The sequence below is a fragment of the Zhongshania borealis genome, from assembly GCF_039539625.1.
GTDB classification, from domain to species: Bacteria; Pseudomonadota; Gammaproteobacteria; order Pseudomonadales; family Spongiibacteraceae; genus Spongiibacter; species Spongiibacter borealis.
In genome coordinates this window covers 68,026-91,211 of record NZ_BAABDM010000005.1, presented here as the reverse complement: position 1 = coordinate 91,211, position 23,186 = coordinate 68,026, and the positions used below count along the sequence as shown (strand labels likewise).

At 49.1% G+C, this 23,186-nt stretch carries 17 protein-coding genes; 4 read left to right on the top strand and 13 right to left on the bottom strand.

Annotated features, from left to right (window positions below; translation table 11 throughout):
• Positions 1 to 251 precede the first annotated feature (251 nt).
• Positions 252 to 1,004: a FadR/GntR family transcriptional regulator gene (locus tag ABD836_RS13530; RefSeq protein WP_344936838.1), complete on the top strand. Its 753-nt coding sequence runs from the start codon at positions 252 to 254 to the stop codon at positions 1,002 to 1,004.
• A 121-nt stretch (positions 1,005 to 1,125) separates the two neighbouring features.
• On the opposite strand, the gene ABD836_RS13525 is transcribed toward ABD836_RS13530, so the two are convergent.
• The 7 genes from ABD836_RS13525 to ABD836_RS13495 form a co-directional block, all read right to left on the bottom strand.
• On the bottom strand, positions 1,126 to 2,079 hold the full coding sequence (locus tag ABD836_RS13525; RefSeq protein WP_344936835.1) for a sugar kinase: 954 nt from the start codon (positions 2,077 to 2,079) through the stop codon (positions 1,126 to 1,128).
• 12 nt (positions 2,080 to 2,091) lie between these two features.
• Positions 2,092 to 2,844 (bottom strand): SDR family NAD(P)-dependent oxidoreductase, encoded by a 753-nt coding sequence (locus tag ABD836_RS13520; protein WP_344936832.1) that lies wholly within the window; start codon positions 2,842 to 2,844, stop codon positions 2,092 to 2,094.
• 128 nt (positions 2,845 to 2,972) lie between these two features.
• Positions 2,973 to 4,256, bottom strand: a complete 1,284-nt coding sequence (locus ABD836_RS13515; RefSeq protein WP_344936829.1) for an MFS transporter — start codon at positions 4,254 to 4,256, stop codon at positions 2,973 to 2,975.
• A 10-nt stretch (positions 4,257 to 4,266) separates the two neighbouring features.
• A complete protein-coding gene (locus ABD836_RS13510; RefSeq protein ID WP_344936826.1) occupies positions 4,267 to 4,614 on the bottom strand; it encodes a cupin domain-containing protein in 348 nt (115 codons plus the stop codon).
• Entirely contained in the window at positions 4,601 to 6,790 is a 2,190-nt protein-coding gene (locus ABD836_RS13505) for an alginate lyase family protein (RefSeq protein ID WP_344936824.1), read from the bottom strand. Before ABD836_RS13505 ends, ABD836_RS13510 begins: the two co-directional genes overlap by 14 nt.
• Positions 6,783 to 8,999 (bottom strand): polysaccharide lyase 6 family protein, encoded by a 2,217-nt coding sequence (locus tag ABD836_RS13500; protein ID WP_344936822.1) that lies wholly within the window; start codon positions 8,997 to 8,999, stop codon positions 6,783 to 6,785. The genes ABD836_RS13505 and ABD836_RS13500 overlap by 8 nt, the downstream gene beginning before the upstream one ends.
• 88 nt (positions 9,000 to 9,087) lie before the next feature.
• Positions 9,088 to 12,129, bottom strand: a complete 3,042-nt coding sequence (locus tag ABD836_RS13495) for a TonB-dependent receptor (protein WP_344936819.1) — start codon at positions 12,127 to 12,129, stop codon at positions 9,088 to 9,090.
• Between the two features lie 716 nt (positions 12,130 to 12,845).
• Between ABD836_RS13495 and ABD836_RS13490 the strand changes: the two genes are divergently transcribed.
• Entirely contained in the window at positions 12,846 to 13,799 is a 954-nt protein-coding gene (locus ABD836_RS13490; RefSeq protein ID WP_344936816.1) for a polysaccharide lyase family 7 protein, read from the top strand.
• A gap of 195 nt (positions 13,800 to 13,994) precedes the next feature.
• Positions 13,995 to 14,402 (top strand): methylglyoxal synthase, encoded by a 408-nt coding sequence (locus ABD836_RS13485; protein WP_344936812.1) that lies wholly within the window; start codon positions 13,995 to 13,997, stop codon positions 14,400 to 14,402.
• Between the two features lie 108 nt (positions 14,403 to 14,510).
• Here ABD836_RS13485 and pyk read toward each other — a convergent pair whose 3' ends face one another.
• A complete protein-coding gene (pyk, locus tag ABD836_RS13480; protein WP_344936809.1) occupies positions 14,511 to 15,959 on the bottom strand; it encodes a pyruvate kinase in 1,449 nt (482 codons plus the stop codon).
• Entirely contained in the window at positions 15,956 to 16,999 is a 1,044-nt protein-coding gene (gene gap / locus ABD836_RS13475) for a type I glyceraldehyde-3-phosphate dehydrogenase (RefSeq protein WP_344936807.1), read from the bottom strand. Before gap ends, pyk begins: the two co-directional genes overlap by 4 nt.
• A 233-nt stretch (positions 17,000 to 17,232) precedes the next feature.
• On the opposite strand from gap, the gene ABD836_RS13470 reads away from it, so the two are divergent.
• Positions 17,233 to 18,114, top strand: a complete 882-nt coding sequence (locus tag ABD836_RS13470; RefSeq protein ID WP_344936805.1) for an SIS domain-containing protein — start codon at positions 17,233 to 17,235, stop codon at positions 18,112 to 18,114.
• A 1-nt stretch (position 18,115) separates the two neighbouring features.
• On the opposite strand, the gene ABD836_RS13465 is transcribed toward ABD836_RS13470, so the two are convergent.
• From ABD836_RS13465 to edd, 4 genes are all read right to left on the bottom strand, one after another.
• The gene (locus ABD836_RS13465; RefSeq protein WP_344936803.1) at positions 18,116 to 18,745 is read right to left on the bottom strand and encodes a bifunctional 4-hydroxy-2-oxoglutarate aldolase/2-dehydro-3-deoxy-phosphogluconate aldolase; all 630 of its coding nucleotides are present in this window, start codon (positions 18,743 to 18,745) and stop codon (positions 18,116 to 18,118) included.
• 90 nt (positions 18,746 to 18,835) lie between these two features.
• Positions 18,836 to 19,540, bottom strand: coding sequence for a 6-phosphogluconolactonase (gene pgl, locus ABD836_RS13460; protein ID WP_344936801.1), 705 nt, complete (start codon positions 19,538 to 19,540; stop codon positions 18,836 to 18,838).
• A complete protein-coding gene (gene zwf, locus ABD836_RS13455) occupies positions 19,540 to 21,009 on the bottom strand; it encodes a glucose-6-phosphate dehydrogenase (RefSeq protein ID WP_344936799.1) in 1,470 nt (489 codons plus the stop codon). Before zwf ends, pgl begins: the two co-directional genes overlap by 1 nt.
• A 98-nt stretch (positions 21,010 to 21,107) precedes the next feature.
• Complete coding sequence (gene edd, locus ABD836_RS13450) at positions 21,108 to 22,913, bottom strand: phosphogluconate dehydratase (RefSeq protein ID WP_344936797.1); 1,806 nt, start codon at positions 22,911 to 22,913, stop codon at positions 21,108 to 21,110.
• Positions 22,914 to 23,186 lie beyond the last annotated feature (273 nt).

Sequence of the window (23,186 nt, the reverse complement as noted above, 5' to 3'; positions counted from 1 at the left end):
CCAGATCGTTAACGCGATACCGTAACCCCACCATACTGTGCGGCGCGCTGAGCCGAGTTAAGGCGCCGCACAGTGCCTGCTGTGCTATTCAATCAAAAGAATATAGTTCCCACCTCCTCCTGTATCACTAATCCGTCTAAACATCCGCCTGTAAGCATAGGCATTTAGCTGTTGTTGCAGTAGAATTGATCAGATAGCTTTTACGTAACAGATGGCTTTGTTCGGCCTACCAACATTTACAGGATATACCGATGAGTGCGCGACGCCTTTATCTAAACGTAGTCGATGAAGTGAACACCTTAATCAGCTCCGGCGACTACCCGCCTGGCAGCCGCTTACCCCCCGAGCGCGACTTAGCCGAGCGCTTCGGTGTCAGCCGCTTGACGATTCGCGAAGCCATAATCGCACTGGAAGTGCTGGGTAAAGTGAAGGTAAAAACAGGGTCCGGCGTTTACGTTAAAGAACCCACGCAGAATGCAGCGTCGCACTTAGCATCAATTGGCCCATTTGAATTGACCCAGGCTCGCGCGGTTATTGAGGGCGAAGCCGCTGCAATCGCGGCCAGCATGATTACCCCAGCGCAGCTTGAAGAACTTAAGCAGTCTCTTGATCTCATGGCACAAGAGAACGCGGCCGGCGACTTGGCTGCAAAAGAAGCCGACCGGCGCTTCCACCTGATTATCTCGCAGGCAACCAATAACGACGCCTTGCTCATGACAATTAAGCACCTCTGGGAAATACGAGAAACCTCGGCTCGCGTAAAGAATGCCTACGAAGGTGTTTGTAATCTCGATGGTAAAGACCGCCTGCAAGAGCACAAAGCCATTTACGATGCGCTCAAAGCTCACGACGCCGCGGCTGCCCGCAAAGCGATGCACAAACATTTTGCGCGCTTGATTGACGCCTTACTACACGTCAGCGAAGCCCAAGCGATAGAGGAAGCACGTAAAGAAGCACTAAAAAGTCGTCAGCAATTCTCGCTCAATCACCTTGTCGGCAGCTAGCGGCAAGCAATAACAGGATAAACGGTACGCAATAAAAAAGGCCGCAAGCGGCCCAAACCTAGGGGGGATAAATCTTCCAATTCGGATCTAAATTAGATCCAGATACTCGTAAACAAACTTCTTACATCGCGCCGCCAAGCTCGGCGGTTACGCTGCGCGGCACTATCGCGCCAGGGTACTGAATGACCAATGCAGCAAGACTGTGCGCAAACTTCGCCGCAGCATTGACATCACATCCAGCAATCCTTTTTGCCAAATAACCGGCATTGAATGAATCGCCAGCAGAGGTTGTGTCTACCGGCTGCACACGGATTGCAGGCACCGTTAAGCTCCCTTCATCTGTAACAATCGCGCAACCTTCAGCGCCAAGCTTTAAAACCAATTCGCCTATGCCTGCGCCACGCAAGCGGCTGACATGGCTATCTAAACTATCTTCACCAAACAATGCGGTCTCGTCATCCAAGGTCAGCAAGGCCAAATCACAGCGCCGATAAACCTGTGTAAAAAGCGATTTAGCTTGATCAGCATCGCCCCAAAGTCGCGGCCGATAATTACTGTCAAACGCAACCTTACCGCCCGCTGCGCGGTAGCTATCCAGAAAAGCAAGTAAACTAGCCCGAGCTAGCGGAGGCAGAATAGCTAGCGATATGCCAGTAAAATAAAGCCAAGGGTATTCACCTAAGGCGGTAAAAAGGCTGCTGGCTTGCTGCTCATCATCGAGTATTTTGCGCGCGGGCGAGCTTTCTCGCCAATAGCTAAAACTACGCTCACCCACACTGTCTGTCGAGATCATGTACAAGCCAGGAGAGCTGTTTGGCGCTCGCGCGACGCGCTCACAACCAACACCTTCCAGCACCCACTGCTTCACTAGCCAGTCGCTCAAAGTATCGTCACCGACGGCACTAACAAAATCGACACCGACGTTTAGGCGAGCTAAATACACTGCGGTATTTAGCACATCACCGCCAAACGACAAATTCGCAGGCAAGCTGGATTTACCCAATTCGCAGCCGCCAGATGCCAACGACACTTCCAGCATGCACTCGCCGATGACGGCTACCGAAGCCTTATTCATAATAGCAGCGCCCTACGAGAAGTACGTGCCGCCATTGACGTCAACATTGGCGCCAGTGACATAAGAGGCGTCATCCGATGCCAAGTAAACCGCTAGCTTACCAACCTCTGCTGACAGACCTTCACGTTTTAGCGCAGCGCCGCCCGCTACTTTCTCGCGAACTTCTGGCTTTGTGAACGTGTCGTGGAAACCGGTATCGATCATTCCGGGGCAAATAGCGTTAACGCGTATACGCGGGCCCAGCTCTTTTGCCAGCGCACGAGTGAAGGTCATTACAGCACCTTTAGACGCGGCATATGCCGCAGCGCCAGGGCCACCACCGTCGCGACCAGCTTGTGACGCAAACGTTACAATCGCACCGCCATCACGCATAAGTGGCAGTGCAGCTTTAGTGACCATAAACAGTGACGTTACATTCAGATCCATCACCGACTGCCAAAACTCGACATCCATCTCTGCCATATTTTTGCGTGCAACCAAACCACCAGAAACATGCATAACAATATCCAGCGCGCCAAACCGCTCGGTTACCGCCGCCATCACAATATCCACATCAGCCGCTTTAGTCAGATCGGCTTTCACTGCCAGGGCTTCACCACCTGCGGCTTCAATTTCAGCGCATGCAGCTTCTGCACCTGCCGCGCTGGCCATATAGGTTAAAACGACTTTTGCGCCAGCTGCTGCACTTTCGACTGCGCATGCACGTCCGATGTCACGGCCGCCACCTGTTACTAACACTACCTTTCCATTCAATTTATCTGACATATCCTTAACCTCTTACGTCTGTTCAAATACCCCAGTCATCGGCACAGGGCTGCGATGACGACCCATAACTCAATATACTTTCATCTGACCACATGGTCAACCAATAGATCTGACCATACTGCAGAAATTTACTTCTTCGGCTGAACTGGACCAATTTTCCGCGCCAAGAACATCACCGGAATAATTGCCAGCGGCACCAATGCTGCCCCCATAACAAAGAAGGGCACATAAGATTCCTTCGTCATTACCGGCACCAACCAAATAGTTATCAACACACCAACAACGGCTGCGGTTCCGCCTAGCCCTGCGAGTGAGCCAACAGACTTCCCAGAATAAAAATCACTTGGCAATGTTTGAATATTGCCGATCGCAACCTGAAAACCGAACAAGATCACCGCTATTAGAAGCACTGCAATTAGCGGAGTACTTGCTACGGCGGTAAACAACAAGGCCGGCAACATCACAAACGCACCTAGCAATATCGCCGTTTTGCGGGCTGCGTTAATACTCCAGCCTTGGCGAATTAAGCGCCCAGATAGCCAGCCGCCGAAAATACTGCCAATCGCAGCGCCAACGTAGGGCACCCACGCAAACATGCCGATTTGCTTTACGTCGAAGCCAAATTGGTCAGCGAGATAGAGTGGCAACCAGGAAACAAATAACCACCAAACGGGATCTAGGAAGAACCGAGATAAAATCACCGCCCAAGTTTCACGGTAACGCAACATTTCCAACCAACCCGGCGCAAAATCATTGTCGACGCTAACTTCATCATCAACTTTGTCTTTCCGCTGGCCAGACAGAATAAACTCACGCTCCTCGTCGGTAATCCAGGGGTGCGCGTCTGGGCCGGCTTTATAAATAATGTACCAAGGCACCATCCAAATCACACCGAGCACACCAATCATGATGAAGGTTGCCTTCCAACCGATCCAAACATAGAACAGTGCGACCAAGGGCGCAGAAACGACCGCACCAATAGAGGCGCCAGAGTTGAAGATACCTTGCGCCAATGCGCGCTCACGCACTGGGAACCACTCGGCATTTGCCTTGGTTGCCCCCGGCCAGTTACCTGCTTCGCCAAGACCAAGAAAGAATCGCACCGCAGCCAAAGACGTCGCCGTGCTCGCCAAGGAGTGCAACGCTATTGAAATCGACCAAATGCCAATCGACAGCAAGAAGCCGAAGCGCGTACCAAGCACATCGAATATCTTTCCAAATAGAGATTGGCCTATCGCGTAAGACACCATAAAGAAGCTAAGCACCAGCGCGTAGTCTTCTTTACCTAAGCCCATTTCTTCTGACATTCCCGGCCACATGACCGCGAGGGCATTTCTATCGATATAGTTAATGACCGTTGCCAGCGCAACCATACTGACAATAGTCCAACGTAATCCCTTCACTGCTTTCATATAACCGCCCTCAGTTTTCGTCAGATAGAAAGTCTTCACGCACAGGGCTGAAGCTGTCTATCACTTCGCCGGCACTCAAACATTCCATGCCGTGCATTACACCTGGAACAGCATAATAGCTATCACCAGCGCCTAATATTCTTTCATCACCATCTACCGTTACCGCAAAACTACCGCTCAATACATGTGTTATTTGCGCATGCGGATGACTATGTAACGCACCTTTGCTACCGCTCTCAAACGCGATCCTCGCCATTAACAAACTAGGCTCATACGCTAGTATCTGACGACTAATACCGCCGCCTAAATCTTCCGTGACAATGTCACAGCGGTGACTGAATTTCTTACTTGCCGTCATTACTGCTTTCCTCAAATATGGCCAAATGCCCGCGCCATTGATAACGCTTACCGTTAAATGCGAGCGTGTGTTGCTGATCTGGGTCTACACTATCTGCCTTAGCGACGACGATGCGAGCGCCACCATCGAGTTCAACCAGCACTAACGATAAGTCTTTGTCGACATGATGTTCTAGGCCGCGCACCTGACTAGTAGGCTGTTTGGTGTACTCGCGCACGCCGTTGTACTCACCATGACTCTCTAACACAGAAACAAAGTGGGTATCTTTACGCCCCGTCTGACGAAGCACCAAGGCATTTTCGCGGCGTAAGTTAAATTCAGGATCATTCGCCCCCAGCTCCGCAAACAGGATCTGACTGTCTTTCGGAAGTAGGGTATTCAGACTATAAAATCTATTGCCTTTCAACCAAGTGACTTGCGCTGCGCTGCCATTCACGGGCAGCCAGCCCTTCTTCCACAGGTGCTGATAACCGTGCTTCTTTCCCAGCGTTTCCATTGTGTTTAATGCGACTTTAGGCTGCTCAGATATATACGTGAGCTGTCCGGCGTAATGTAAAGGAAGGTCATATTGGTGCTTAGTGCTTGAGCGAATTGTCATCAAGTCCAATACTAAAGGGCTATCCAATAGCGCGGTCTGAATCAGCCCCATGGTCCGTTCAAAGCTAACGCCGGGATAAGCATTGGCTTCTACAACGGAAACAGCATTAAGTTTATCCGAGAAAACGCTAACCTTGGCACTGCTCTCTGATGCCTTCCCGAGTTTGCCGTTAAAGTGACTACGCTCATCGACAACCAAGGTATTGTGGGCGATCGACTGCTTAGCCCAGGTATTATTTTCAGGAAGATAAACACCGCCACGTTTGGTAACCACATTTAGATACCGCGCTGCGCCGTAATCCGAAACTATCTCGTTACCGTGATCGTAATACAGCCAACCAAGTCGATCGAAGTGTCCGTGACCCATGCCCTGACCTGCCGCTTTTACGACTAGCGCCGATTTAGCATCATCACTGCGCAAAACAGCCACACCACCCTCGTCACCGTTTGCGCCGTCACGAAACAGCATGCTTGAGTAATCAAACGGCTGCTGCTGTTGTGCCGCAATCGCTTGCGCAACAAGTAAACCATCTCCGCTAACAATCACTTGCTGCTGATTAGCCGCAACGCTCAACAAGCCCTTGTCTTTTGTTAAGGCGTAAGCGATATCAACACCATAAACAAGTTCAATGGTATCGAGGCCTTTATCTTTGATTGCATCGTTTAGCGGGAAAAACAAATTGTTATAACTAAGATTAATACAGGCATAAATCGCTTTGAGCAGCACACCATCGCGGTACTTAAAAATATCCCATTGCGGCTGAACTCGATCCAATGCGCGGGCAAACACCACAAAAGGCATTAGGGCATAACGTTGATAGTAGGGACCTTCGGTATAATAACCATCCGGCGAGAACAGCGCCTCGATCTGCTTCAAAAATCCACTGTGACCGTCTTTAGCACTGCCTTTCAACGCTATATCAACGTACTCCTGATTGCCCAACACCAAGCCAGTCATACCTACCGCCGCGGCGGCCCAGGTCCCATGATTATGCACCTTATTAAAGGTCTCACTCGAGTCGACTGATAAATACTTTACATAGGGGTTCAGCAAATTCCTTGCGATAAGTTCTTTCTGCTCCGGGGTCAGCACATCCTGCAATTGGTCATAGCCCTGAATGACATAGACCAACCAAACCGCATCGTTGAGTATCTGCCAAAATAATTTTCCAGGCGCCTGGTGCTTATGCTCGGGATGGGGGCCTATCTTGGGATATAGATCCGCATAACGCAGTAGCAGTGCTACCGCAAAATCGGCATACCGCTGCTCGCCGGTCACCTGATAAAGCGTTGCCGCCTCGTAAATCGCCTGCCCATTCTTTTTGTGGCGTTCATGGGTGTAACCGCCGCCAGCATCCCGAGGCACAGGCACGTCCATATCGATAGACATAAAGGCATTCAGCCCCTCCGCCATCGCTTCAACGCTCTTGGCCAACAACGGCAGTTCAGCGACTTGTTGCGATATACCCTTAGCCTCGACTGAATTAAGCAGTAAGCCAGATGTCGGTGCTGTCGCCCACAATTGTGCAGATGACAACACGAGCGCGCCCAGTAGAATTGACCTTAAAATATTACTCACCAACTAAATACTCCTTCGCATCTACCGGTTCGCCCTTATAGCTCACCACCGGCACAATTTTCCCAAACTTGTTATTGTATAAGCGATATACCGGCTCACCGACACTCGCACTTATTGCAATACCGCCAGTCTCTACAAATTTATTATTTTCCAAGGAAAGCAGCTGCACACCATGGAGAGTCAATGCCGCGCGCGCCTCATTACGCTTACTGAGACCAACCCCTTCAAATTGGCTAGCTGATATCGATACATGGGGGCCAAAGGTACTTTCGTCAGTGCCACCGCGATAGACCGCGGCTATTCGGCCACCAATTGAACGCATAGAGGTATTCTCTATCGTCAAATAATCAGCATTAAAGATCCCCAGGTCATCCTGCTCGCTATCTAAGCGCAGAACGTCGCCACTAACATTACTGAACTCACTATTGCGAATGCGTATCTCATCCGCCATGGTCGATTTGGCCGCCCGGAGAAAGCTATAGGAATGATTGACGTCTAAATTTTTAACATTTACACCATCAAGTAGCAGGCGGTAGTTATTCAACATGCCGAAACGCGAGGTGCGAACAACAGTATTACCGGCAGAATCGTCACTGGCCGAACCGTCAATGGTCAGGGCGGCCAAACGTAAACTGCCGCCGTCCTGAATTTCAAATAGGGCGTTGCGGGTAAACCTTATAACGGTTTCGCCTTTTCCGGCACCAACGATGGCAAGGGGCGATGCCAGCTCGAGCACTCGATTCACAGTGTACTCGCCCGGCAACAGCGTCAAAATATCGCCTGGCGCAGCTCCTGCGACTGCATGTTCAAGAGACTGATAACCTAAAGATACGCTTTGCTCTCGGCCCTGATCCAATCTGGCCCGCAAATCACCCTTAGGGTACCAATCAACACCGACCTCAGCGGGATCCAAAATCCGAGTAATACTACTGCCGACCTCACCCCCTTTATCTGCTATCAGATCGCCTCGGCGAATCGTTTCGGCAGGTTCAGTACCCAAATCAATCGCCAAGGCCTTACCACTTAATCCATTACCACTAAATTCAATACCACTAATATCATCGAATGCGGTCACCCCTAGGGTATCTCCACGCGTCGCGACAAAAAGGTTACTACGAAACAAGGTACTTTCCGGCGCCTGACTGCGCTCAGAATCAGCACCCGCGGCCAATAAGATATTATCGACATTAACAAGAGTATTATTTTCGACAATGACATTTTTAACCGGATGATAACGATTGATTGGCGAGTTCGGTACGCCATTCATCACCACAAATCCACCACCAAACCGTGTTCCGGTAAGGTTTTCCAAGTAATTATTACGAATTTGATGGTCGGCATTTATTACCCGAATACCACCGGTATGATCCTTGCCGTTACCGATAAACGCATTGCCCTCAACAATATTGCCATTGCCATGTCGCAGCGTAAGTGTGCCAGCAGACTCCAAGAACAAGTTATTGCGGATGATGTTACTACCGGATTTTATCGATACAATTTCAACTTCACCGTTGCATCGGTCAAAAATATTATTCTCTACGATCGTATTTGAATCAGACAGAGAATAATGGCTCGTACCAATACGCAAGGTCTCGCCGCCATTGGACCCGAGAACGGGTCGCGGACCGAAGTAATTGTGATCGATGCGATGGAAATTCTGCTGACTTTTTTCATCGTTCAAGCGAACAGCGAAGGTTACGCCTTTGTTCATTTTTCCAACAAGATGATTATGATCAAATCTATTATGTTGGCCAAATAGCATAACCCAGCTATCAGACTCAAAGCGGTCTGGCTTATTAAAACTATCAATTACCACTCCTGTAACACGGGAATGGTAAGCGAGATTTTTTGAATCTTTCTGAAAGCTGATAACACTCCCGGTTGGTGAATAGCCATCTTTGAAGACTAAACCTTGCACCTGCAAGTACTCGCCAGTGAGCACAAGATTAGAACGACCACTAATAATCACTTTTCCGGGAGTTTCAGCCTTTAGGGTTATAACGCCATCTTCACTACCCCGTGCTTGAAAGACAATTTCAATGTCGCGCCATACACCATTACGCATTGAAATAGTTTGCCCAGCTTCGGCGGTAGATATAGCACTCTGCAATTGATCCTTGTTAGACACAAGAATTTCAACATTATTTCCCGAACATCCTGCACACAGGAAATAGAATGCAAATACAAAAAAGAGTTTAAATTTGCTCATGAACCGCGCTCTCAGAAAGCGAACAATTTTCTTATGTGTCGAAGAATAAAATATGGCGGACACAGTGGCCCGCCATATCACTGCCTAATTAAAATTTAAGCGTTACACCCGCAAACATACGAGGACCGTAATCATTAACTTCACCTAAATTATCTTCAGTAAAGTAATACTGTTTCTTAGGCTCACTAAACAAATTTATTGCCTCAAACTTAACAGTGACGTTATCAGACACCTTATACGAGGCCCGCGCTTCCCAAACACCAGCCTCGTCTACATAGCGAAGGCGAGTGCCATTGCTTGTATAGGGCTGAAAATACATGCTGCGGTACTTATAGATCGCCGCCACATCAAAGCCGCCAATCTGGTAATAAACCTGACCAGAGAACACATGCTTAGAGAATCCGGGGATGCTCGCTGGAGCGACAATGCCAATAGTTTCCTGGGTACGAACACCATTTACGTCGGTGGTGTAGGTGTCACCGTAAAGACTGTCTTCAAACTCAAAATCCGTATCTGAGTAGTTGTAGCCACTTTTAACACCGATGCCGTTGTCCCAGCGATAGGATCCCGTAAACTCAATACCGTATAAGTTACTGGTGTCGTCAGTAGTAACCGAATTGGTGATTGGCAATGCGATATTTTCACCATTCACCACAAAATTTTCGATTACTGTTTGCTGCTCAAATCCACCAATAAATTTCTTGTAGTACAAACCAGCAGACAAGATAGTATCCTCATTTGGGTACCACTCTAACGACAGATCAACGTTCCAAGAAGTCAATGGTTCGCTATCTGGATTACCTGACCCGTTAACCCCAGTAACCAAATCAGCGACTGACGTTGGTGTACCTGTATCATCTGTGTCGAAGGTTCTGCTGTAGCCCATGTCACTTGGATTGGCGCGCGACATACCACGGAAGATACCGCCGCGAATAATAACGTCATCATCATAATCCCAGACAAAGTTCACACTCGGTAAAAATTTGGTATAGCTCGCGCCACTACTAATACGCTCCACCTCGCCATTAACCGGCTCAAGACGCAAACCCTCTCCGTCGTCTGGATCAGTAATTACCTCATATGCCTCACGATAGCCTACCGAAGTCACCTCAGTTCTCACCACTCGCAAGCCAAAATTCCCGTGCAATCCGCGGCCCAGAAAATTGGTTTCGTAGTCAGCCATAACGTATGCCGCAAAGGTATCTTCAGTCACATCAATGGTGCCAGCGCTTTGCTCAGTTACGCTCGGATACGCAAGAGATTCACCGTCAATTTCAGCCAAGGCATTAGCAATACATTTGTTATCAAACGCGGCGTAGCTGCTGCCCGTGCCCTGCGCAATTGCGTCACCATTGGCATCAACATTGGTAATTAGGTTTCCGCCGTTCATCGACTCGAGAAAATCGGACTCTGGGAAAGAAATGGCGCAGCTATCAATAATCGATAAACCGTTACTAAGAACCGTATCGCCACTGACACTGCCGCCGTACTCTGTACGGGAACCGTTACCCTGATTGCCGCCTAAACGCAGATACGTCAGGGAGGACGACCTAACACCGCCTTTTACAGCGGGAAAGAAATCGTTATCTAATGCGTAATCGAAATCTAAACGCAATGCCTTCGCCACATTCTCGACGACATTTTCGCGATCGACTCGAGCGCGAAAATTTCCATCAAAATTATCATGATCCGTAACATCATAATCCTGGACAGTGAAGGTAGGAATATTAGAGCCCATAGTCCACGTAACGGGCACACGATCACCCTGACTACGAATACTCATTTGCAATTCTTCGCGGGTTGTCTTGGAATACGAAGCATCAAACTCGACGCGCAGACGATCGGTCACCGTGTGCGCAATATTAATCCCACCACCCTTATAATCTTCTTCACGCGAATAGCTTTCACCCTGCGAATCAACTCGTGAGTTACCCTCCCAGTGCTGAATGGCACCGGTATCGCTAGTCACCAAACTCGGGCCGGTAACACCGGGCGTCGCACGCTTCTGCTCGAATATAAGGTCATGACGCTCCTCAGCCTGAAGGCGCTCAGAAACCTCGACATCTAAATTAATATCCCAAGCGTCATTAGGCTGAAACTGCAATGCTAGGAAATAGGCGTCGCGCTCTTCAGAAGTCTCGTTCTGACGAAAACTGCGACTACTGCCAGTCCACGCGTAGGGCGTTCCATCGCTATATGCTTTGCCTGTGTTTGGGTCTATTTCCGTGTTATAACCTTGGTTACTCGAGCCACTTACTTGGTCTTCACAATCACCCTCAGAGCTACGGTAAAATCCCTCATTGGTATTGCTTGGATCATTAAGACAGGCAAATAGTGAGCTCCCGGTAGGGCTAGAGCTGCGATATTCCGCCTCTGACTGAGTCATCGAGCTCTGCTGCACGCCAATAGACCAACCCAGTGCAGCGCCATTTTCAAACTCAAACTGATCCAGGTAGCTTGCCGTACCGCGAAAGCCCAACTCATTTTGTAGGGAGTTATCGACATTCGCCTCGTCAGGATTGTAATTAAACTTGGTATCGATCTGAAAACGGCGCTTGTCGTAACTCAGCGGCTTCAAGGTTTCCAGGGCAATGACACCGGCAACGCCACCCTCGACAATACTCGCGTCCTGAGTTTTGTGAATCGCAATTTTGCTCATTAATTCGGAGGGAAACTGGGAGAAGTTAACCGAGCGGTCGCCACTACCATTGGTCGCTTCACGACCATTAAACGTTGTGGCACTAAGATAGGGGCCTAAGCCACGAATAGATATTTCAGTCGCACCGCCATTTTCCCGGTGAGATGCTGCACCGGTAATTGACTCAAGTGCCTCACCAATAGATAGCGCCGGAAGCTGACCAATTTCTGAAGCAGACAAACCTTCAACGATAGATGTTGCGTCACGCTTTATTCCGATCTGGTCTTGAATAACTTTACGCGTACCAACTACAACAACCTCCTCTACAACTTTTGCCGAAGCGCCCTGCGCATTCGCTATTCCAGATGCAAAAGGATTCGCCACACTCGCAAAGAGAATCGCTTTAATACAAACAGCTAACGGCCGCAGCTTAAATACAGCAGCCCCACGAGCCTCCGACTTTAAAAACTGATTACTTGACGGTGTAGTCATTATGAAATCTCCACTCTTATGATTATCTTCATCGCGAAAGACTATACTTAAGTCAGATATTTAGGTCAACCAATCAATCTGACATTAACCCGGACACTACGCTACAAATCTTACAAACCTCCACAACAAAACAAATAATCGTTATTAAACAATAAGATAAATAAAAATTACGCGTTCGAAATCAGCAGTAGGCGACAAAAATCGAACCAGAACACCCATCTCGGCATACTAAATTGATCAACGGCAACATTAAATAACAGCCCCGAAACGGTGCAATAACCCAGAAATTGATCTGACCAATTTCTGGGTTGGAGCGAAAATAAACATAGCAGATCGCGCTTATATCTTTCTGATATTAAAAGGGAAAACTGCCTTAAACCTGCCGCTTGCCTCGCCTTAAAAAAGGGTAGTTGAAGATTTCTAACATTACCCATAAAAACAAGTGAAATTTATTTCTTAGATTTTTTTACTTCATAGCCACGCTTTTTTATGTAATCTAATATCAAGAAACGGACAATACTGAGCAATAAATGCCAGCCTAGTAATTAAGCTCCGCCACAAACCTGAGCACCAAAATTTCAGATAATTTAGATCAACCGCTACCTAGCCGTGCTAATAATTCCTATATACGTAGTTATTTCATGGCAGACGAATCTGAAATTTTGACAAGTCAATTTGTAACAATAGTTCATCGCTCAACCGTCATTAGGCATACCATGAAAAAGAAGTATTTCGAAAAAGGCTTCACAACGACATTCTTACTCTTTGTAAGTACAGCTTGCATGCAAGCCCAACAACAGAGCCTTCCCACTACGCCAGATAGGAACGATACATTTGCAAGCTATCCTGCATCTAGTGTAACTAAGGACGATGATCGCACCGGGGGCAGCCCAACAGTCCCGCCCTCAGGGAACTTTGATCTCAGCCAATGGAAGCTAACGCTACCCGTAAGCAAGACTAGCTACTTTGGTAGCGGCGGGTCTTCCACCGCAGAGATTCTCCCAGGTGAAAATTGCAATGTTTCAGGCTTCACTGGCGACCCATTAGATGATGGCTACGAAGACAGTAATTATTTTTATACTAGCTCCGATGGCACAATGGTTTTCGAAACACCACTTAGCGGTGGCGCGTCTACAATTTCATCAAGTTATGTGCGCAGTGAGTTACGTGAATTGTACGACTGGAGCCCCTGCGAAGGTGATGGCGCGGCGAATTGGTCACCGAGCGGTACTCATGTTCTTTCCGGCACTCTAAAAGTCGTCGATTACTACGCGGCAGATCCGCAAACGGTTGTCGGACAAATACACGCTAAAAATTCTGACAAGGCGCTTCTCAAACTGCAATGGGACGGCCCCACCAAGGACATTCGCGCCATTGTTAATGCGAACCCCACTAGCGGCAATCCCTTTAGCATTGATTTCGGCCTAATCCCGGGAACCGATGAGTGGAGTTATGTCATTACGCTCGACGACGGCACCATGACGATAGCAGTCACCTACAATGGTACGACGGTAACCGAATCTGTTACCTTCGGTTCCGGTAGCATGAGCTCAGACTGGAACAATCATGCCTACTATTTTAAGGCGGGTAATTACGCCCAGGCCGACAAAAACAGCGGTGGCAACTTTGAAGTGCGCTTCTCTGCCCTGAACACCAGCCACAGCAACTGATAACCCAAAATTATTATCAAAGATTAAACCGCGAATTAGGTTCGCGGTTTTTTTATATCAGTACTTCAAAAAAAATGATTTTTATTCCCACTATTATTGTTAATTTCAACCCTCAAGCTAAAGGTGCATGATAATATTAACTAGCTATTTACCACACTGAAGAATTTAAAACCAATAACATAACTGAGGCCAAGCATGACAAAAACTCTTGCACTAGTTGCCCATGATCACAAAAAATCTGAGCTAATTCGCTGGGCTATCGAACACAAAGCCGAACTCCAAAAACACCGACTCGTCGCCACTGGAACAACGGGTGGCCTGCTTCAAAAAGCATTAACCCTTGAGGTAAAACGGTTCCAAAGTGGACCGCTTGGTGGCGACCAACAGATCGGCGCCTTAATCGCGGAGGGAGAGCTAGATTGTTTGATCTTTTTTTGGGACCCACTTAATCCCGCACCCCACGACCCTGACGTTAAGGCATTACTACGACTGTGCTCAGTATGGAATTTACCCGTAGCCTGCAATACGGCAACGGCCGACATGCTGATAACATCACCTTTATTTTTCGAAGGAAACTACCAGCGTAAAATGCCTGAGTTTTAAATTTTTGCGGGCAGTCACGTCGATTTCCACAATAAATTCATGCAAAAAAAATCGCGCTATAAGCGCGATTTAAAGCCTGGGAAGGTACTACTAACAGAACAAAATTTACTACCCTAAACGGCCACCAACAGTCACTATTTTAAGCGTATTAGTACCGCCATGAACGTTGTTGTAATCTCCTTTTGAAAGAATCACCCAATCGCCTTCGGCAACAAATTCCCGTCGTTGCAATTCAGCAACCACGCTCTCGTTCATTTTCTCCGCTGGCACATCAGCAATCTGGTAGCTTATCGGCATCACATTACGATACAAGGCGACGCGGCTTTCCGTTTTTGCATTCGGCGTAAAAGCAAACACCGGCGTATCGGAACAAATCCGGCTCATTAGCAATGGCGTATTACCGGTTTCCGTCAAGCTGATAATCGCAGCCACCCCCTGCATGTGGTTGGCAACATACATCGCTGCCATCGCAACCGATTCATCTGCGGCTACAAAATTCTCATTAAGACGGTGAGACGACATGCGGGCATCAGGGTGTTTTTCTGCGCCGCGAATAACACGATCCATCGCGGCAACCGCCTCAACAGGAAAACGCCCGGCGGCAGTCTCACCAGAAAGCATAACGGCATCCGTGCCATCGAGAACGGCGTTGGCAACATCGAACACTTCAGCACGGGTTGGCAGTGGACTGTCTACCATGCTTTCCATCATCTGCGTCGCGGTGATCACCACTTTTTGTAGCGCGCGACTACGGCTAATTAAATGCTTTTGCACGCCAATCAATGCCGCATCACCAATCTCAACACCGAGATCACCACGGGCAACCATCACTACATCCGAGGCGCGAATGATGTCGTCCAATAAGTCGTGATCCTGAACGGCCTCGGCGCGCTCAATTTTACTAACAATACCGGCATTACCACCGGCCTCAACAAGTGCTTTGCGCGCGCGATGCAAGTCGTCAGGGCTACGTACAAACGATACCGCAAGATAATCCACGTCTATTTCAGCGGCAAGAAGTATGTCGGCAAAATCTTTTTCAGTAAGTGCGCTTGCTGCTAGACCACCACCCTCAAGATTAATCCCTTTGTTGTTCGACAAGGTGCCACCGACAACGACCCGAGTAACAATTTTAGAAGCAATTTTATCTTCAACTTCTAAAACTAAGCGGCCATCATCCAACAGTAAACGATCACCGATCGAAACCTCATCAGGGAGACTGGTATAGTCCAGGCCAACGGCTTCGACGCTGCCTCCATCACTTGGCAGACTCGCATCCAGGCAAAAGATATGTCCGTTTTCGAGCTCAACTGGGCCATCGGCAAAACGCGCGATGCGCACTTTTGGCCCCTGTAAATCGCCGAGAACAGCAACACTGCGCCGGTGCTTTTTAGCAAGTGCGCGCACTTCTTCGGCGCGACGGCGATGGTCGTCGGCGCAGCCGTGGGAGAAATTAAGGCGAACGACATTAGCGCCAGCGAGCACCAATTTTTCGAGTACACCCTCGCCGTCAGTGGCGGGCCCTAAGGTGGCAACAATCTTTGTACGACGAATCATGCGGCGTGACTTCCTGCGCCATTTGCGGCGGGTTTTGCGGCAGCCATAAGCGCCAAGCAATTATCGAGCATTCTGTTAGAGAAGCCCCACTCATTGTCGTACCATGCCATGACCTTCACCATGCGACCATTTACTTTAGTTTGCGCAGCGTCGAATATTGACGATGCTGGCTGGTGATTAAAGTCGATCGACACCAATGGCTCTTCGTTGTAAACCAAGATACCGCTCATCGGGCCGTCTGCCGCCGCTTTGATAAGACTATTTATTTCTGCCACCGACGTGTCGCGGCTTGCCAAAAAGTTAAAATCAACTAATGACACATTAATGGTGGGCACCCGTACCGCCATACCATCTAATTTACCTGCTAACTCAGGTAGCACCAGACCGACCGCTTGCGCTGCACCGGTCTTTGACGGAATCATCGACTGACCCGCTGCGCGAGCCCGATAGACATCACTGTGATAAACGTCATGTAGATTTTGATCATTTGTAAAGGCATGAATAGTCGTCATTGATCCCTGCTCAATGCCAAGACCATCGTTTAGCACTTTGGCAACTGGAGCGAGACAATTTGTTGTACAGGATGCGTTGGAAATGACTTGGCTGTGCTCATTCAGCACTTGTTGATTCACACCAAATACCACCGTTGCATCGACACCACTACCCGGCGCAGAGACAATCACTTTGCTCGCACCAGCCGTTAAATGCGCCGAGGCTTTATCGCGAGAGGTGAATAAACCGGTGCATTCAAACACCACGTCGATCCCCAATTCTGCCCAGGGTAAATCCGCAGGATTCCGTTCTGCGAAGGTGCGAATCCGATCACCATTCACTATCAAGGCATTATCTTCAGTTTCGACAGTGCCCGAGAAACGACCATGCACTGAGTCGTATCGCGTTAGGTGGGCATTCATGGCGTTATCAGCCAAGTCATTAATTGCTATTAGCTCTATAGAGTCACTGTAACCCGACTCATATAGCGCTCTGAGAATATTGCGACCTATGCGGCCATATCCGTTGATTGCAGCGCGAATCTTCATAGCCATTACCCTTGCTTACTATGGTTGTGTTATTTAATTACAAGATAGCACTTTATAAAGATACTTAAAACAGTATTATGTAATAAAATTACAAGACATACTCCGCGTGCCCCTGGAAATTTGGCGTGAATATCACCAGCTTGTTGAAAGTATGGGAGTTTCGGGTAATGCTGCGCTGCTTGGCCCCAAAATATCGTCGCGGCGAATGACCGCCATAGAACGGAATACAGATAATGAACATCCTGCACCTAATCAAAGTTCAGCGCGATCAGCTCAGCAAGGCTGAGGCCAAGCTTGCAGATGAGATTTTGGCCGCGCCAGATGAAGCGGTTAACATGCCAACCGCTGAACTTGCCCGGCGTGCTGGCGTCAGCGACCCCATGGTGTCGCGCTTTTGCCGCAGCTTAGGGTGCAACAGTTTCCCAGAATTCAAGGTCCAACTTGCGACCGCTCTAGCACACCGAGCGAGCTTTATAAGTGAATCGGTATCCAAAGGAGACTCAGCGCATACGGTTATTGAAAAGCGAATCAATGCTAACCAAGCGGCATTAGAGTATTTACGCAGCCATCTCGACGTGCACACGGTAGATGCGGCAGTGAAGGCCATGAGCCAGGCGAGGCAGATCATTATTGCGGGCATGGGTGGCGCTGCAGCCATCGCCCAAGACGCACAACACAAATTGTTTCGCCTAGGCATTCCAACGGTTGCCTACGACGATCACTTAATGATGCGCATGGCTGCCGCAGGCGCCAACCCGAAAGACTGCTTTTTAGTATTTTCCGTCACCGGCCGGACCTCGGCGATGATCGAAATCGCGGAACTGGTAAAGCAAAGTCAGGCCACACTAATCGTGATTACCAACCCAGAATCGCCCTTAGCTGAATTGGCCGATATCACTATTACGTCGGGTGATGAACTTGAGGACACTACGATTTACGTACCGATGACCACCAGAATTATGATCCTGACCATCATCGATATCATTGCCACCGCGCTGGCGCTGGCGCAAGGGCCAACGATTGAAGCTCAACTTAAGAAAGTTAAACACAGCCTCGATGGCACCAAACTCGAGCTCCCGCCAGAAGGCAAGAACTCGAAAACGACCAAAAACTAACTTAGCTTACCGCCAAGTCCGCCGCCAAACGCGATAAACGCTCAATTTCTTGCCAGTCGCCGGCGGCAATAGCGGCCTTATCCAACATCCACGTTCCGCCCACACACGCAACGCTCGGCAGACTTAAATAGTCCATCGCATTGCCAGGATTTACGCCGCCTGTTGGACAAAACAGCAACTGCGGTAAGGGCCCGAGTATTGACTTTAACATTGGCACACCGCCAGCCGCTTCGGCGGGGAAAAACTTAAGGTGACGCTGGCCGCGCTCAAGCAGCAACATCGCCTCGCTTGGGCTATTTACACCCGGCAACAAGGGAATTTGTTCAGCCTGTGCTGCGTCGAGCAACGATGGCGTGCAACCAGGGCTTACCAAAAATTCTGCACCGGCTGCCTTTGCGTTGCGCACATCTTCGGCGGTAATGACCGTCCCAGCACCCACTACCGCACCCGGCAATGCCTTGCTTATCGCGCTAATAGCACCCAGACCAAATTCAGTTCTCAGAGTTACCTCAAGCACTTTAAGGCCACCGTTATAAAGCGCTGTCGCCAAGGGTACCGCGTCTTCCGCTCGGTCAATGACAATGACAGGAATCACCGGGCACATGGTCATTATTTCATCTAAATTTCGCATTATTGTTTCCCTATATATTGTTTTGAAAATAAAGCGTTATTCCTAAATACGCTTAAAGCTAAAGTACCGCAGGTAAGGATTGCGACTACTTCAAGGAGCCCAGTAGACGTCCAGCTCTGCCTGCAACATTGCGCTTACTGGTGTAGCACCAAAGTCTTGACTCGTTTTTGCTGCACTGTAAACGTCGCGCTTGTCAGCGCCGGTAATAAGTAAAATGCGTTTCCGTGCCTGAGTTAGGTAATACTGCGTTAAGGTCATGCGCTCAGTATGCGACCCCGTCACCTCGCTTGGGTGCGCTTGAATCGCCGCGCAACGTGCCGCTGTCGCAAGCGACATCGCCACATCTAAACCCACAGCGTTGGGGAACAAAGACGCGGTATGGCCGTCACTCCCCATCCCTAACAAGCACACATCAGCATGACCCGGCAGATCCGCATAGCGCGCTTCACAATTGGCGAGCCCCAACGCGGCCGAGGGCTCATCGGTTTTCATCGCGATAAATTTGGCGGCCGCTGCACGAGCGCGCAAAAGATGCCGACGAATAAAAGCCTCGTTGCTTGCTGCGTGATCGAGCGAGACCCATCGCTCGTCAACAAGGGCGACAACAACCTTAGACCAATCGAGCTCGCGCTCAGCAAGCGCCTCATATACCGCGAGCGGACTGCTTCCGCCGGAAACCAAAAAACTCGCCTGCCCACGCTCAGCAATGGCATCGCTTAACAGCTTGCTAATTTGATCAACCAGCGCCGCCACCAAATCGACTCGATTCTCAAAAAAGATTTCTGTCGGTGACATTAGCGCTGCTCCCCAGCGTTAAACCATTTAAAACCGTCCTCGGCCAATAACTCATCAGATTCCTCAGGCCCCCAGGTTCCCGCGCGGTATAAATGCGGCTCCTGCCCACCGGTTTGCCACGCATCAATAATGGGATCGATCCACGCCCACGCATGTGCCACCTCATCACGATGAATAAACAGGCTGGAGTTGGCAGATACGGCGTCGAGAATTAAACGCTTATAGGCATCGCTTTTAAATTGCTTATACGTGTCTGAAAAATTCAAATTTAAGTTTGCCGGCTGCAGACGCATATCCAAAGTATCGAGATCTTTGGCCATCATCGTTAACTGAATACTTTCTTCAGGCTGCAAACGAATTACTAAGCGGTTTGGAGCCAAGTTCCCAGCGTCACGATCGTAGACTCGGTGGGACACTTCTTTATATTGAATAACGATTTCCGCGCAACGCTGTTTCATGCGCTTGCCGGTCCGTAAATAAAACGGCACTCGCGCCCAGCGCCAGTTATCAATGTAAGCACGCAGGGCTACAAAGGTTTCAGTATTGCTTTGCGCTTCATCCAACTCTTCAAGGTAACCGGGAACCAAGCTTCCTTTGTGATTGCCGGCGACATACTGACCTCTCACGGTATGACGCTTTACTTCGTCGCCACTCATCGGCCGCAATGATTCCAGCACTTTCACCTTCTCAGCGCGAATGCTGTTGGCATTCATCTTGTGCGGTGACTCCATCGCCACCAAGCACAACAGCTGCAAAAGATGATTCTGCACCATATCGCGCAGCGCACCAGCTTCGTTATAAAAGCCTGCACGGCCTTCTAAACCAACAGTTTCAGAAATACTAATTTGCACATGATCAATGGATTTCGCATCCCACAACTGCTCAAAGATGACGTTGGTAAAACGCAGCGCCATTAGATTCTGAACGGTTTCTTTGCCTAGGTAATGATCAATCCGATAAATCGCCGATTCATCAAAATAACGGGCAATTTCCTCATTTATCGCATTGGCGCTTGCAGCGTTATAGCCCAAGGGTTTTTCAACCACCACTCGGCTGTTTTCGTTGACCAAATTGTATTTGGATAAATGCTGGCAACAAACGCCGAATATCGCTGGCGGGATCGCAAGGTAATAAACTCGCACACGCTGACTGTATTCGTTGAGTAAATCAGCGATTGCCTGCCAACGCTCGCCCGACTCGGCAATATCAAGGTCAACTGGGTATACGTGTTCGGCGAAAGCTGTCGCAGCTTCTGCCTTGTATTCACCCTCCGCCAAATGTTCTTGCAAGGCTTTGTCGACATTTGGAAGATATGCAGACTTCTCCTGCTCATTTCGACAACAGGCTATTACTCTCGAGCTTGCCGGTAATTTTTCCTCGCAATAACTGCGATAGAGTGCGGGAATGATCTTGCGAAACGCAAGGTCGCCAGCACCGCCAAAAATGACAATATCAAAGGGCTCAGTCATACCGCTTCCTAATATAGCTAAGGCCATTCCCCAACGCGCAAGAAACAGCCAATAATTGAATTTTTATTTCCCCCACTAAATCGGGGCCATTACTTTAATTAGATTACCGAGGCACCACTTTCCGCATCGCTAACGGATCGTCTAAAGCAAGCAAACATCTCACGGCCCATACCCTGCTCATGGCCGCCAGTGTACTGCGCTGGATCGCGCGCGAGCGCGGCTGAATCCAGCACCCGCAACACACTCCGTTCGGCGTCAAACTCAATCATGTCGCCATCTTGCAAACGTGCAATTGGCCCACCATCAAGGGCTTCTGGGATTAAGTGAATTGCCGCAGGCACCTTCCCTGACGCGCCGGACATCCGACCGTCCGTAACAAGGGCAACTTTAAAGCCGCGGTCTTGCAGCACACCAAGCAATGGCGTCAGCTTGTGCAGCTCAGGCATACCGTTAGCTTTAGGTCCTTGAAAGCGCACAACAGCAATAAAGTCGCGATTAAGCTCACCAGAATCGAAACGCGCTTTAATCTCATCCTGATCGTTAAAAATAATCGCCGGTGCCTGTATCACGCGATACTCGGGCTTTACCGCTGAAATTTTTATAACGGAGCGACCGAGATTCCCCTGCAGTAGCCGCAACCCACCTTCTTTGCTAAAGGGCTGCTCGCAGTTAGCAATAACGTCCGAGTCGAGACTGGTCGTTGGACCTTGCTGCCATACTAATTCGCCACTTTCACTTAGGAAGGGTTCATCACAATAGCGGCGCAGGCCGCCCTTGCCAGCAACCGTATTCACGTCGTTGTGCAGCAAGCCATTATCCAAAAGTTCTTTTATTAATAGCGGCATACCGCCCGCGGCTTGGAAGTGATTTACATCCGCCAAACCATTCGGGTAAATCCGGCACAACAGTGGCACAACCTCGGAGAGCTCAGCCATATCTTGCCAATTAATAATCACACCAGCAGCGCGTGCGATAGCGACCAAATGAATAGTGTGATTGGTTGAACCACCTGTCGCTAACAAGCCAATAATGCCGTTAACAATACTTTTTTCATCTATCATTTCGCCAAGGGGCATATAATCGGCCGACAGCGGCGACAATTGATTTAGGGTCGCAACAGACTTGCGCGTCATCGCCTCGCGCATAGCCGTACCTGGATTAATGAAAGAGCTGCCCGGTAACTGCATACCCATTATTTCCATCAACATTTGATTACTATTGGCAGTACCATAAAAGGTGCAGGTGCCAGCACTGTGGTAAGACTCGCTTTCGGCCTTCAGCAATTCTTTGCGGCCAACTTTACCTTCAGCGTAAAGCTGACGAATACGGGCTTTCTCAGCGTTTGGCAGGCCTGACTCCATCGGGCCGGCGGGTACAAATATGCAGGGCAAGTGTCCGAAGGCCAGTGCGCCTATCGCCAAACCTGGAACTATTTTGTCGCAAACACCCAGGCATAAAACGCCGTCAAACATATCGTGGGAAAGCGCAACACCCGTTGCCATGGCAATGTTATCGCGGCTAAATAGCGATAACTCCATGCCCTCGCGGCCCTGTGTGACACCGTCGCACATTGCGGGTACGCCGCCAGCAAACTGCGCCACAGCGCCAATCGCCCGAGCGGCTTCTTTAATCTGCGCAGGATAATCTTGAAAGGGCTGATGAGCCGACAGCATGTCGTTATAAGAAGACACAATAGCGAAGTTTGCCGCGCGATCAACGGCTAGGGCAGACTTATCATGAGCATCGGATGCCGCGAAACCATGCGCCAAATTACCGCAAGACAAGCGGGCGCGCGACACACCAGGACGATGGGCATGACGAATTTTTTCTAAGTATGCCCGACGGCTATCGACACTACGATCGACCACTCTTTGTGTAACTTTGCTTATGACTTCATGAACCACGTTATTATTCCTCGCTGAATAGGCATTAACGAGCAGGCAATCTAGCTTTACCGACAGTTAATTAGCTTAGTTAAATATTATGCACAAATAAGCAGGCAAAACATAGAGTTTCTGTAATTAAATTACAAAGAATCTATGTTAGCCGTTACCATTGCAATCATGCCCCCTCCCCCTAGACGGATCAACAAGCGTATTTCCCGAACAACAAAACACCCCACACACCCTCAAAAGTAACATCATTCGTAGCGCTTTTACGCCAAGCGACCAGCTCGC